Origin of the sequence: Nocardioides mangrovi (assembly GCF_020073815.1) — a bacterium.
Taxonomy (GTDB): Bacteria; Actinomycetota; Actinomycetes; order Propionibacteriales; family Nocardioidaceae; genus Nocardioides; species Nocardioides mangrovi.
The window spans coordinates 1-12,030 of record NZ_JAIQZJ010000030.1; the positions used below are offsets into that span (position 1 = coordinate 1).

The window sequence follows — 12,030 nt, forward strand, 5'->3', positions numbered from 1 at the left end:
GAACAAGCCGCCGCCCGGTCGATGTACCTCAAGGTCTGGGACGACGGCGACGGCTCCACCTATGGGTCGTTCAAGATGCCCCACCTCGGCGGCGCGGCGTTGCGGAAGATCCTCGCCGCGGTCATGGCCGCCAAGCACCAGAACGCCACCAAGGGCGCCGGCACCGGGCATCTCACCGCTGTCCGGACCGGGCCGGAGGCTCAGGGGCAGGCGTTCTACGAGCTCCTCATGCGGTTCCCGAAGAACAAGCTCCCCAAGCTCGGCGGCCTCAACGCCACCCTCCTCGTGACCATCTCCGAGGCGTCGCTGATGGGGCGGCTCGAGCAGGCCGGGACCATCCTCGACACCGGCGACCGCATCTCCTCCGCCCTCGCGAGGCAGCTGGCCTGCGAGGCCGGGATCCTCCCCGTCGTCCTCAACGGCAAGTCCGAAGTGCTGGACCTGGGCCGCGAGCAGCGGCTCCACTCCCAGGCCCAACGGATCGCGATCACGCTCCGCCAGCACGGCCAGTGCGCGACCGAGGGCTGCGACCGGACGACCGGCCTCCACGCCCACCACATCCGGGAATGGTCGAAAGGTGGCCGCACCGACCTCGCCAACGCCATCGGGCTCTGCCACTGGCACCACATGCGCGCCCACGACACCGCCTACGACATGACCCACCATCCCAACGGCAGCGTCACCTTCCACCGGCGCATCTAGGCCGACGCCAGAGACCGATTCTCGGCTCACCGGGTTTCGAGGCTCGTCGCTGACGCTCCTCGCACCTCAACCAGCGGGCACCCGCGCGCGGCCCGCGGGAAGCCCGCGCGCCCCGACCACAGGTCGGCGTCCTCCCGATAGGCGCCAACCCGTCCGGAGCCGGTGGAGTCAAGAGCGCGAAGCGGCGAAGCGAACCCTTGACGCCACCGACGCAGGACGCACACTGGCGCCGCCGGGAGGACACCGACATCCAGGCGCCTCGACAGCGGGACAGGTGCGTCAGACGAATCGCGACCGCAGGCCGGCGATGCCGCCGCGCATCATCCGGTCGTGGTTCCAGCGCAGCAGCGGTCCGGCGACGTACGACGCGGCGCCGAGCCAGCCGCCGACGGAGACCTCCTGGGTGAGGTCGAGGCGGGTGCCGGAGTCGGTGGCGGCGAGGCCGAAGCGCACCGACCCGGCGAGGTCGCCCGAGAGGCCGACCTCGAGCAGGTCGGCCGAGCGCGAGACGGCGTGCAGGACCAGGTCGAGCGTGTAGGGCAGCGCGGAGCGGCAGAGCACCCGGGCGTCGTCGGGGCCGAGCGAGGCGACGGCGACGACCTGCGGCCACCACTCCGGGTAGCGCTCCAGGTCGACCAGGGCCGCGTGCACCGCCGACGGGGGCGCGGCGATCTCCCAGGTGCCGGTGAAGTCGAAGGTGCGGCGCACCCTCGTATCGTGCCCCCTATGAGCGACCTCCTCGCCGCCGCCCGCGCCTGGGCCGCCGACGACCCCGACCCGCAGACCCGCGCCGAGCTGGAGGCCGCGATCGCGACGGTCGAGGCCGGAGGCGACGACGCAGACCTGGCCGACCGCTTCGACGGCACGCTCGAGTTCGGTACGGCGGGGCTGCGCGGCGAGCTCGGCGCCGGGCCCAACCGGATGAACCGGGTCGTGGTCACCCGCGCCGCGGCCGGGCTCGCGGCCTACCTGAAGGACACCGGCCACGCGGGCGGCTCGGTCGTGATCGGGTACGACGCCCGCCACAACTCCGACGTCTTCGCCCGCGACACCGCCGAGGTGATGACCGGCGCCGGACTCACGGCGTACGTGCTCCCCCGCCCCCTGCCGACGCCGGTGCTGGCGTTCGCGATCCGCGAGCTGGGCTGCGCCGCGGGCGTGATGGTGACCGCCAGCCACAACCCGCCGCGCGACAACGGATACAAGGTCTACCTCGGCGACGGGAGCCAGATCGTGCCGCCCGCCGACAGCGGCATCGCCGAGCGGATCGCGGCTATCGGCGCGATCGCCGACGTGCCGCGCGGGACAGCCGGGAAGGTCCTCGACGAGGAGGTCGTCGACCGCTACCTCGACACGGTCGCCGGGCTCGCCGGCGACGGCCCCCGCGACCTCGACATCGTCTACACGCCGCTGCACGGCGTCGGCGGCGTCCCGGTCGAGCGGGTCCTGGAGGCCGCCGGCTTCAGCGAGCCGGCCGTGGTCACCCAGCAGGAGCAGCCCGACCCGGACTTCCCGACGGTCGCCTTCCCCAACCCCGAGGAGCCGGGGGCGATGGACCTCGCGATGGCGCTGGCCGCCGAGCGCGGGGCCGACCTCGTGGTGGCCAACGACCCCGACGCCGACCGGTGCGCCGCCGCCGTCCCCGACCCGCACGGCTGGCGGATGCTGCGCGGCGACGAGGTCGGCGCGCTGCTCGCCCACGCGCTGCTCGCCAAGGGCAAGCCCGGCACCTATGCGTGCAGCATCGTCTCCTCGAGCCTGCTCGGGAAGCTCGCCGCCGCCGCGGGCCGGCCGTACGCCGAGACGCTGACCGGCTTCAAGTGGATCAGCAAGGTCGACGGGCTCGCCTACGGCTACGAGGAGGCGCTCGGCTACTGCGTCGACCCCGACAACGTGCTCGACAAGGACGGCGTCTCGGCGCTGCTCCTGCTCTGCGAGCTGGCCGCGGAGGCGAAGGCCGAGGGCCGCACCCTCGTCGACGTCCTCGACGACATCGCCCTCGCCCACGGGCTGCACGCCACCGACCAGCTGTCCGTCCGGGTCACGGACCTCGCCGAGATCGGCGCCGCGATGGCCCGGCTGCGCACCAGCCCGCCGGCCGAGCTCGGCGGCCTCGCCGTCGAGCGGGTCGACGACCTCAGCGCCGGCAGCGCCGACCTGCCGCCGACCGACGGCCTGCGCTACCGCCTGGCCGAGGGCGCGCGGGTCATCGTGCGCCCGAGCGGCACCGAGCCCAAGCTGAAGTGCTACCTCGAGGTGGTCGTGCCGGTCGACCCCGAGGACGGCGTGGATGCCGCCCGGATCGCCGCCGCCGGTCGCCTCGACGCGATCCGCGACGGGATCAAGCAGGCCGCGGGGATCTAGGGGGATCTAGCTACAGCGCCAGCCAGACCACGAACGCCAGCACGAGGACCACCGACCCGACCAGCTCGGGCCAGGCCCAGGTGCGGCGTACGCCGGACGCCAGGGCCTCCTGCTCCGGCGATCCACGGCGCACCCCGGCGCGGGTGCGTGCCTCGTCGGCGAGGTGGCGGATCCGCTCCTCGACGTGGGCCTGGTAGGCGCCACGCGCGCCCGCGGAGATCGCGCTGGCCTGCGCCTGGAGCTCGTCCATGCCCTGCTGCTCCAGCCCGCCCGGGCGACGCCGGGCGTAGATGACGTCGCGGGCCGAGTGGCCGATCGCCGGCGAGACGTAGCGCTTGTCCCCGGCCCAGACGGCGAGCACCTGGGTGATCACCACCCGGTCGACGGCGGCGAGCGGGATCCGGTCGGTCTGGAACATGCCCCGCAGGACCAGCTCGTCGCCGGTCGCCCACACCGCCGGACGGAGCAACGACGCCCACGACAGCACGCCGCCGAGGGCGGCGAGGAGGGCGACGCCGAGGGCGGTGTCCGGTGACCACGCGACCACCGCAGCGACGAAGATCACGGCCGTCGTCACGACCCCGAGCCACCCGATGATGCGTCCGCTCGTGGGCGGGAACCGTTCGGTCACCGGTTCGTCGTCAGGTGTTGTCATTGACTCGTCTCTGGTTGTAGCGCTCGACGAACCCAACCCTATGCTGGGTCGGTGACCGCCACTGCCAGCAACCTCGACCTGTACGCCGAGGTGACCCGCTCGGAGGCATCGCTGCGACGGTTCCTCCACGGGCTCCCCGGCGTCGACCAGGTGGGAGCCGACGCGCGCGCCGCGGGGCTCGGGACCCGGTCGATCAAGACCAGCGCCAAGGTCTACGCCCTCGACCTCGCGATCCGGATGGTCGACCTGACGACCCTCGAGGGCCAGGACACCCCCGGCAAGGTGCGGGCGCTCGCCTCCAAGGCGATGCGCCCCGATCCGGCGGACCCGAGCTGCCCGCAGGTCGCCGCCGTCTGCGTCTACCCCGACATGGTCGCCACCGCGAAGGAGACCCTCGACAGCAGCGGCGTCCACGTCGCCGCCGTCGCCACGGCCTTCCCGAGCGGCCGCGCCGCCCTCGACATCAAGCTCGCCGACACCCGCGACGCGGTCGAGGCCGGCGCCGACGAGATCGACATGGTCATCGACCGGGGCGCCTTCCTCTCCGGCCGCTACCAGCAGGTCTTCGACGAGATCGTCGCGGTCAAGCAGGCGTGCGCCCGGTCGAACGGCGAGAGCGCGCACCTCAAGGTGATCTTCGAGACCGGCGAGCTGCAGACCTACGACAACGTCCGCCGCGCCAGCTGGCTGGCGATGATGGCCGGCGCCGACTTCATCAAGACCTCGACCGGCAAGGTCCAGCCGGCCGCGACGCTGCCGGTCACGCTGATCATGCTCGAGGCGGTCCGCGACTTCCGCGAGCAGACCGGCACCATGATCGGGGTCAAGCCCGCGGGCGGCATCCGCACCGCCAAGGACGCGATCAAGTACCTCGTCATGGTCAACGAGATCGCCGGACCCGACTGGCTCGACCCGGACTGGTTCCGCTTCGGCGCCTCCACGCTGCTCAACGAGCTCCTCATGCAGCGCACCAAGATGACGACCGGCCGCTACTCCGGCCCCGACTACTTCACGCTGGACTGATCAATCATGGGTTCCCCCTTCGAGTACGCACCCGCCCCCGAGTCGCGCAGCATCGTCGACATCAAGCCGTCCTACGGCCTCTTCGTCAACGGTGAGTTCGTCGACGGCCACGGCAAGAGCTTCAAGACGATCAGCCCGGCCACCGAGGAGGTCCTCGCCGAGGTCGCCGAGGCCGACGAGGCCGACGTCGACGCCGCGGTGAAGGCCGCCCGCAAGGCCTACGACAAGGTCTGGTCGAAGATGCCGGGCCGTGAGCGCGCCAAGTACCTCTACCGGATCGCGCGGATCATCCAGGAGCGCAGCCGCGAGCTCGCCGTCCTGGAGTCGCTCGACAACGGCAAGCCGATCAAGGAGTCGCGCGACGTCGACGTCCCGATCGTCGCCGCCCACTTCTTCTACTACGCCGGCTGGGCCGACAAGCTCGCCTACGCGATGCCACACAGCGCCGGGCGGGGCAGCGACCCGCAGCCGCTGGGTGTCGCCGCGCAGGTGATCCCGTGGAACTTCCCGCTGCTCATGCTGGCCTGGAAGATCGCGCCCGCGCTGGCCTGCGGCAACACCGTCGTCCTCAAGCCGGCCGAGACCACGCCGCTGACCGCGCTGCTGTTCGCCGAGATCTGCCAGCAGGCCGACCTCCCGCCGGGTGTCGTCAACATCGTCACCGGCGCCGGTGGCACCGGCCAGGCGCTGGTCTCGCACCCGGGCGTCGACAAGGTCGCCTTCACCGGTTCGACCGAGGTCGGCAAGGCGATCGCCCGCGCGGTCGCCGGCACCGACAAGAAGGTCACCCTCGAGCTGGGCGGCAAGGCCGCCAACATCGTCTTCGACGACGCCCCGCTCAACCAGGCGGTCGAGGGCATCGTCAACGGCATCTTCTTCAACCAGGGCCACGTCTGCTGCGCCGGCTCGCGCCTGCTCGTGCAGGAGTCGGTCGCCGAGGAGCTGCTGGCCAAGCTCAAGCGCCGGATGTCCACGCTGCGCGTGGGCGACCCGCTCGACAAGAACACCGACATCGGCGCGATCAACAGCGCCGAGCAGCTGGCCCGGATCCGCGAGCTCTCCGACATCGGCGAGGCCGAGGGTGCGGGCCGCTGGTCGCCGGAGTGCGAGCTGCCCCAGCACGGCTTCTGGTTCCCGCCGACGCTCTTCACCGGCGTCTCCCAGGCCCACCGGATCGCCCGCGAGGAGATCTTCGGCCCGGTGCTCTCGGTCCTGACCTTCCGGACGCCGAGCGAGGCGGTCGAGAAGGCCAACAACACGCCGTACGGCCTCTCGGCCGGCGTGTGGACCGAGAAGGGCTCGCGGATCCTCTCGATGGCCAACCAGCTGCGCGCCGGCGTGGTGTGGGCCAACACGTTCAACAAGTTCGACCCGACCAGCCCCTTCGGCGGCTTCAAGGAGTCGGGCTACGGCCGCGAGGGCGGCCGCCACGGTCTGGAGGCCTACCTGCGATGAATGCACGCATCGACGTCCGGAAGACCTACAAGCTCTACATCGGCGGGGCATTCCCCCGCTCGGAGTCCGGCCACTCCTACGAGGTGGCCGACAGCAAGGGGAAGTTCGTGGCCAACGCCGCCCTCGCCTCCCGCAAGGACGCCCGCGACGCCGTGGTCGCCGCCCGCAAGGCCTTCGGCGGCTGGTCCGGGCGTACGGCGTACAACCGCGCGCAGATCCTCTACCGGATCGCGGAGGTGATGGAGGACCGTCGCCCGCAGTTCGTGCAGGCGACTCAGCAGTCCGAGGGCCTGTCGGCGGCAAAGGCCGACAAGGTCGTCGACGAGGCGATCGACCGGCTCGTCTGGTACGCCGGCTGGGCCGACAAGATCACCCAGGTGGTCGGCAACGCCAACCCGGTCGCGGGCCCGTTCTTCAACCTCTCCACCCCCGAGCCGACCGGCGTCGTCGCCGTGCTCGCGCCCCAGGAGTCGAGCCTGCTCGGCCTGGTCAGCGTCGTCGCGCCCGCGATCGTCACCGGCAACACCGTCGTCGTGGTGTCGTCGTACGACCGGCCGCTGCCGGCGGTGACCTTCTCCGAGGTGCTCGCCACCTCCGACGTGCCGGGCGGCGTGGTCAACATCCTGACCGGCTCCGCGGCCACCATCGGCCCGTGGCTGGCCAGCCACATGGACGTCAACGCCATCGACCTGACCGGCATCGCGGGCGAGACCGCGCTGGCCACCGACCTCGAGGTCGCGGCCGCCGACAACCTCAAGCGCGTACGCCGGGCGCCGGCGGCCGAGCCGGACTGGACGCTCGACCCCGGGCTGGAGCCGATGACGGCGTTCCTGGAGATCAAGACCGTCTGGCACCCGATTGGGGTCTAGCGCCCGCGTGATCGTGCTCGCCGGCCCGTCCGGGGCCGGCAAGTCCCGCCTCGCCGAGCGGATCGGCCTGCCGGTGCTGCGGCTCGACGACTTCTACAAGGACGGCGACGACCCGACGCTCCCCCGGATCGCCGAGGGCGCCAACAGGGGCATCGTCGACTGGGACGTCCCCGAGTCCTGGCTGCTCGACGATGCGATGGCGGCGGTCGAGGAGCTCTGCCGCACCGGCCGTGCGGAGGTGCCGGTCTACGAGATCGCGCAGAACGGCCGCTGCGGCTGGCAGACCCTCGACCTCGACGGCAGCGACCTCTACGTCGCGGAGGGGATCTTCGCCCAGGAGATCGTGCAGCGCTGCCAGCAGGCCGGGCTGCTCGCGGCGGCCTACTGCGTGCGGCAGCACCCGATGGTGACCTTCTGGCGGCGGCTGACCCGCGACCTGCGCGAGCACCGCAAGCCGCCACTGGTGCTGGTCCGTCGCGGCTGGGTGCTGATGCGCGACCAGCAGCGGGTGGTCTCGCACGCCGTCGGGATGGGCTGCCGTCCGCTCACGCCGGACCAGGCGTACGCCGCTGCCGTCGCGCTCCGCTCCTGACGCAGCTCCTGACGCAGCGCCCGAGAGCGAGCATGATGGGCGGATGACCGCCTGGCCGCGACAGCCGGACAACCGCACCTGCGGGCCGTCCTGCGTCGTGGTCGCCGAGACGCTGCCCGACCTGCCGGACCCGCGGCCCGACTTCACTCAGCAGGTGCTCGCCATGCACCGGCGGCTCAACACGGTCTGGCCGCGGGCGCTCGGCACGACGCCCTGGGCCGTACGGCGCGAGCTGGGCGGCCGGGTCCGCCGCTACCACGAGGCCGAGGTGCTGGCCGCGCTGCCGCGGCCGGTCCCGGTCTACCTGGGCAGCCGCTGGGTGCCCCGGCACGTCGTCCTCGTGCTCGAGGAGCGCGACGGGGTGCCCTGGGCCTACAACCCCGCGACCGGTCACCTCGCGCCGCTCGCGTCGTCGAGCTGGAGGCACCGCTGGTTCGCGGTGCTCCCGGCCTGAGTGACGGGGACGCGACCTAGGTAGGCATCACGCCCTAGGCGAGCGCCTTGGCCTTGAGCGCGTCGTACTCTGCCTCGGTGATGGTGCCCGAGTCGAGCAGCGCCTTGGCGCGGGCGATCTCGTCGGCCGGCGAGCCGGCTCCGGACGACACGGACCGGATGTACTCCTCCTGGCTGGCCTGCGCCGCCTTCACCGCCGCCATGTTGCGCTCCGCCATGCCCTGACCGCGGGCGATCAGGTAGACCAGCGAGGTGATCAGCGGGAAGACGATCAGGAAGAAGACCCACACCGCCTTCATGACCCCGCTCGTGCTCCGGTCGCGGAACAGGTCCGTCAGGATCTGGAACAGCACGACCAGGTAGGCCATGAGCAGGAAGAAGGAGATGATGAACCAGAAGAAGTCCCAGAAAGAGTCCATGGCAGGACCGTAGGGACACCTCAGGCGGGCGGGTTCACCTGATCCGGGTGAGCCTGCTGCGGATCCGGACGCCGGGCCAGCAGCGCCTGCGCGGCGAGCGGGCAGACGAGCACGGTGAGCGCTCCGCCCGCCACCAGGACCGACGCGTTGGTGGTGGTCATCGCGCCCTCGTCGACCGCGACCGAGGTGACCGCGACGATGATCGGCAGGCCGGTCGTGGCGAAGAGCCCCATCGCGACGCTCTCGCGATCGGTGAAGCCACGCCGCGACGACAGCGTGACGAGCCCGCCGCGGACCAGCACGAGCAGGAGCAGGAAGACCACGAGCGCCACCGGCTCGTGGACGATCGCCATCGGGTCGATGGCCATCCCCGAGGTGACGAAGAAGACCGGGATGAGGAGACCGAAGGCCAGGCCCTCGAGCTTGTGCTCCAGGCTCCGGTCGCCGGCCGGCACCAGCCGCCTGAGCACGAAGCCGGCCGCGAAGGCGCCGAGGACGGCGTCGAGGTCGAACGCCGCCGCCGCGACGCCGAGCGTGACGAGCAGCAGCACGACGAGCCGCACCGTGGTCTGGCCGGAGGTCTCGGCACCGCGCCGGATCACGGCCAGCACCCGCGATCCCTCGCGGCCCAGCCGCGCCGAGAACCGGTGCACCAGCACCGCCAGGACCGCGAAGAGGGCGAGCACGACCACCGACCCGATCGCGCCCCGGGCGCCGAGCAGCACCGCCATCGCGACGATCGGGCAGAGCTCGCCGTACGCACCGTGGTTCATCAGGGTGCGCCCGAACGGCGTGGCGAGGAGCCCGCCGTCCTTGAGGATCGGGAGCAGCGTGCCGAGCGCGGTGGAGGTCAGCGCGATCGCGACCGCGACCTCCGCGTGGATCGCGTCGGCCATGCCGATCAGCCCGATCACGCCGAGGGCGACCACGAAGCAGGCGACCCAGGTGGCCAGGGCGCGCCGGCCGCCGCGGCCGACCAGCTCGTCGATCTCGATCTCGTAGCCGGCGAGCAGGAAGAGCATGCCGAGGCCGAGCTCGCGGAGCATGCCGACGCCCTCGCCGGTGACGGCCAGGTCGAGCACGTTCGGCCCCACCAGCACCCCGAGGACGAGCAGCAGCACCACCTCGGGCACCCGGTGGCGGAGCAGCAGGCCGGCCAGGAGCGGGGCGAGCACGGCACACAGCACGATCCAGAAGATCGACTCCGCGGCGCCCGGCATCGTCGGCCTAGCTCGTCCAGACGATGAAGACGAGCAGCAGCCACGCGGCGGCGATGCCGACGGCGACCAGGGCGGTGAGCGACGCGAGCACGAACCAGGTCCGGCCGGCGCCCTCGACCCGGTCCTCCGTCGCGAGGACGTCGACGCGGTCGTGGTGCTCGGGGTCGTAGGCGACCTCGAGGGTGTCGCCGACCCGCGGCGGCGGGGCCGGTACGTCGGTCAGCGTCTGGGCCTCGACCGGCTCCGCGGCGCCGGCGGGGACGTAGCTCACGCGCGGGAAGTAGCGGGTGTCCGGCTCGGCACCCAGGCTGAGGTCCTTGGCCTCCAGCCCGACGACCGTCGCGGTCGCCGTGACCGCGCGGTCGCGGAAGCTCGCGGCTGACCGGCGGACGGAGCGGCCCTTGACCAGGAGCACGAGCGCGACCAGCAGCACCAGGACCGCGGCGCCGAGCAGGAGCACGGTCGGCACGTAGTGGATCCTCACCGGGGTCCCCGATCGATTGTTCGCGGAGGAGCGAAGCGGGGGAGCGGAGAATCGAGTGGGGTGTTCTTCACTCCGCAGGCTCCTCCCGCAGGGCGGCGTACGCCGGCTTGATCACGTCCGAGATCAACGCGAAGCGCTCGTCGAAGGGCAGGAACGACGACTTCATCGCGTTGACCGTGAACCACTCCAGGTCGCGCAGACCGTACCCGAAGGCCTCGACCAGCGACCAGAGCTCGTGGGTCATCGAGGTCCCGCTCATCAGGCGGTTGTCGGTGTTGACGGTGACCCGGAAGCGGAGGTCCTTGAGCAGCCCGATCGGGTGCTCGGCGATCGAGGCGGCGGCCCCGGTCTGCACGTTGGACCACGGGCACATCTCGAGTGGGATCCGCTTGTCGCGGACGTACGCCGCCAGCCGGCCGAGCTCCACCGAGCCGTCGTCGTGGACCGTGATGTCGTCGATGATGCGGACGCCGTGGCCGAGCCGGTCGGCCCCGCACCACTGGATCGCCTGCCAGATCGACGGCAGCCCGAAGGCCTCACCGGCGTGGATGGTGAAGTGGAAGTTCTCCCGCTGGAGGTACTCGAAGGCGTCGAGGTGGCGGGTGGGCGGGTAGCCCGCCTCGGCACCGGCGATGTCGAAGCCGGCGACGCCGCGGTCGCGCCAGGCGACGGCGAGCTCGGCGATCTCCATCGAGCGGGCGGCGTGGCGCATCGCGGTGAGCAGCTGGCCGACGCGGATCGTGCGGCCGGCCTCCGCGGCGGCCGCGACACCCTGCTCGAAGCCCTCCTGCACCGCGGCGACGACCTCGTCGAGGCTCAGCCCCGCCTCGACGTGCTGCTCGGGCGCGTAGCGGATCTCGGCGTAGACGACGCCGTCCGCGGCGAGGTCCTCGACGCACTCGCGGGCGACGCGGGTGATCGCGGACGCCGTCTGCATGACGCCCACGGTGTGGTCGAAGGTCTCGAGGTAGCGCTCGAGCGAACCGGAGTCCGCCGCGTCGGCGAACCACTGTCCGAGCGACGTCGCGGTCAGCTCCCCCTCGACGGCGGGCAGCTGGTGGCCGACCTCGCCGGCGAGCTCGAGCACCGTCTGCGGCCGCAACCCCCCGTCGAGGTGGTCGTGCAGCAGCACCTTCGGGGCCCGGCGTACCTGGTCGAGGGTCGGTGTCATGCCTCGATCCAAGCAGAGTCGGGGCGGCTCGATAGGTTGGGCGCATGCGCGTCTTCACGACTCTCGACGAAGTCTCGGCCGCGAAGGGCGAGGAGCTCGGCTCCTCCGAGTGGCTCACCATCGACCAGGACCGGGTGAACCAGTTTGCCGAGGCGACCGGTGACCACCAGTGGATCCACGTCGACGTGGAGCGGGCGGCGAGCGGCCCGTTCGGCGGCACCATCGCCCACGGCTACCTCACGCTCTCGCTGGTGCCCTTCCTCGGCAGCCAGGTGATGAGCTTCGAGACCCCGGGCGCCAAGCTCAACTACGGCGCCAACAAGGTCCGCTTCCCGCACCCGGTGCTCGTCGGCAGCCGGATCCGCGCGCACGTCGCGCTCGCCGACGTCGCCGACCTGCCCAGCGGCAAGCAGGCGACGATCCGCTACACCGTCGAGATCGAGGGCGTCGACAAGCCCGCCTGCGTCGCCGAGACGGTCGTCCTGCTGCTCGAGTCCTGAGAGCCCTATGTCAAGCAGCCTCCGGTAGGAGGGTGTTGAGCCGGCCGTGTAGGTCGGGGTTGTAGGGCACGTGGTCGTGCCAGCATCGCCAGAGGATTCTGGTCCAGCCCTGGGCCAGGATCC

At 71.9% G+C, this 12,030-nt stretch carries 14 protein-coding genes; 8 read left to right on the top strand and 6 right to left on the bottom strand.

Annotated features, from left to right (window positions below):
- A partial coding sequence (locus tag K8U61_RS24535) for an HNH endonuclease signature motif containing protein (protein WP_224125646.1) occupies positions 1-702 on the top strand: 702 nt, incomplete at its 5' end.
- Positions 703-981: 279 nt separating this feature from the next.
- On the opposite strand, the gene K8U61_RS24540 is transcribed toward K8U61_RS24535, so the two are convergent.
- A complete protein-coding gene (locus K8U61_RS24540) occupies positions 982-1,410 on the bottom strand; it encodes an SRPBCC family protein (protein WP_224125647.1) in 429 nt (142 codons plus the stop codon).
- 18 nt (positions 1,411-1,428) lie between these two features.
- On the opposite strand from K8U61_RS24540, the gene K8U61_RS24545 reads away from it, so the two are divergent.
- A complete protein-coding gene (locus tag K8U61_RS24545; RefSeq protein WP_224125648.1) occupies positions 1,429-3,066 on the top strand; it encodes a phospho-sugar mutase in 1,638 nt (545 codons plus the stop codon).
- Positions 3,067-3,076: 10 nt separating this feature from the next.
- Here the strand turns inward: K8U61_RS24545 and K8U61_RS24550 are convergent, their stop codons facing one another.
- A complete protein-coding gene (locus tag K8U61_RS24550; protein WP_224125649.1) occupies positions 3,077-3,697 on the bottom strand; it encodes a hypothetical protein in 621 nt (206 codons plus the stop codon).
- 75 nt (positions 3,698-3,772) lie between these two features.
- On the opposite strand from K8U61_RS24550, the gene deoC reads away from it, so the two are divergent.
- Genes deoC through K8U61_RS24575 form a run of 5 tightly spaced genes read left to right on the top strand, consistent with a single transcriptional unit; the run spans position 3,773 to position 8,114 of the window.
- The gene (deoC, locus tag K8U61_RS24555) at positions 3,773-4,744 is read left to right on the top strand and encodes a deoxyribose-phosphate aldolase (RefSeq protein WP_224125650.1); all 972 of its coding nucleotides are present in this window, start codon (positions 3,773-3,775) and stop codon (positions 4,742-4,744) included.
- Positions 4,745-4,750: 6 nt separating this feature from the next.
- Positions 4,751-6,199 carry an aldehyde dehydrogenase family protein gene (locus tag K8U61_RS24560; protein WP_224125651.1) on the top strand — a complete coding sequence of 483 codons (1,449 nt, stop codon included), beginning with the start codon at positions 4,751-4,753 and terminating at the stop codon, positions 6,197-6,199.
- A complete protein-coding gene (locus tag K8U61_RS24565) occupies positions 6,196-7,068 on the top strand; it encodes an aldehyde dehydrogenase family protein (RefSeq protein WP_224125652.1) in 873 nt (290 codons plus the stop codon). Before K8U61_RS24560 ends, K8U61_RS24565 begins: the two co-directional genes overlap by 4 nt.
- Before the next feature lie 7 nt (positions 7,069-7,075).
- On the top strand, positions 7,076-7,660 hold the full coding sequence (locus tag K8U61_RS24570) for an ATP-binding protein (RefSeq protein WP_224125653.1): 585 nt from the start codon (positions 7,076-7,078) through the stop codon (positions 7,658-7,660).
- A gap of 43 nt (positions 7,661-7,703) precedes the next feature.
- Complete coding sequence (locus K8U61_RS24575; protein WP_224125654.1) at positions 7,704-8,114, top strand: hypothetical protein; 411 nt, start codon at positions 7,704-7,706, stop codon at positions 8,112-8,114.
- A 34-nt stretch (positions 8,115-8,148) separates the two neighbouring features.
- Here the strand turns inward: K8U61_RS24575 and K8U61_RS24580 are convergent, their stop codons facing one another.
- The 4 genes from K8U61_RS24580 to K8U61_RS24595 form a co-directional block, all read right to left on the bottom strand.
- Positions 8,149-8,532 carry an SHOCT domain-containing protein gene (locus tag K8U61_RS24580; RefSeq protein ID WP_224125655.1) on the bottom strand — a complete coding sequence of 128 codons (384 nt, stop codon included), beginning with the start codon at positions 8,530-8,532 and terminating at the stop codon, positions 8,149-8,151.
- 20 nt (positions 8,533-8,552) lie between these two features.
- Positions 8,553-9,752, bottom strand: a complete 1,200-nt coding sequence (locus tag K8U61_RS24585) for a cation:proton antiporter (protein WP_224125656.1) — start codon at positions 9,750-9,752, stop codon at positions 8,553-8,555.
- Between the two features lie 7 nt (positions 9,753-9,759).
- The gene (locus tag K8U61_RS24590) at positions 9,760-10,221 is read right to left on the bottom strand and encodes a DUF3592 domain-containing protein (RefSeq protein ID WP_224125657.1); all 462 of its coding nucleotides are present in this window, start codon (positions 10,219-10,221) and stop codon (positions 9,760-9,762) included.
- A gap of 82 nt (positions 10,222-10,303) precedes the next feature.
- Positions 10,304-11,407, bottom strand: coding sequence for an adenosine deaminase (locus tag K8U61_RS24595; protein ID WP_224125658.1), 1,104 nt, complete (start codon positions 11,405-11,407; stop codon positions 10,304-10,306).
- A 44-nt stretch (positions 11,408-11,451) separates the two neighbouring features.
- Between K8U61_RS24595 and K8U61_RS24600 the strand changes: the two genes are divergently transcribed.
- On the top strand, positions 11,452-11,907 hold the full coding sequence (locus K8U61_RS24600) for a MaoC family dehydratase (RefSeq protein ID WP_224125659.1): 456 nt from the start codon (positions 11,452-11,454) through the stop codon (positions 11,905-11,907).
- Positions 11,908-12,030 lie beyond the last annotated feature (123 nt).

Bases quoted from the DNA above. Each gene is read 5' to 3' on its own strand.
- K8U61_RS24545 (WP_224125648.1), top strand. From the start codon at position 1,429: ATGAGCGACCTCCTCGCCGCCGCCCGCGCCTGGGCCGCCGACGACCCC.
- K8U61_RS24560 (WP_224125651.1), top strand. From the start codon at position 4,751: ATGGGTTCCCCCTTCGAGTACGCACCCGCCCCCGAGTCGCGCAGCATC.
- K8U61_RS24565 (WP_224125652.1), top strand. From the start codon at position 6,196: ATGAATGCACGCATCGACGTCCGGAAGACCTACAAGCTCTACATCGGC.
- K8U61_RS24575 (WP_224125654.1), top strand. From the start codon at position 7,704: ATGACCGCCTGGCCGCGACAGCCGGACAACCGCACCTGCGGGCCGTCC.
- K8U61_RS24580 (WP_224125655.1), bottom strand. From the start codon at position 8,532: ATGGACTCTTTCTGGGACTTCTTCTGGTTCATCATCTCCTTCTTCCTG.
- K8U61_RS24585 (WP_224125656.1), bottom strand. From the start codon at position 9,752: ATGCCGGGCGCCGCGGAGTCGATCTTCTGGATCGTGCTGTGTGCCGTG.
- K8U61_RS24595 (WP_224125658.1), bottom strand. From the start codon at position 11,407: ATGACACCGACCCTCGACCAGGTACGCCGGGCCCCGAAGGTGCTGCTG.
- K8U61_RS24600 (WP_224125659.1), top strand. From the start codon at position 11,452: ATGCGCGTCTTCACGACTCTCGACGAAGTCTCGGCCGCGAAGGGCGAG.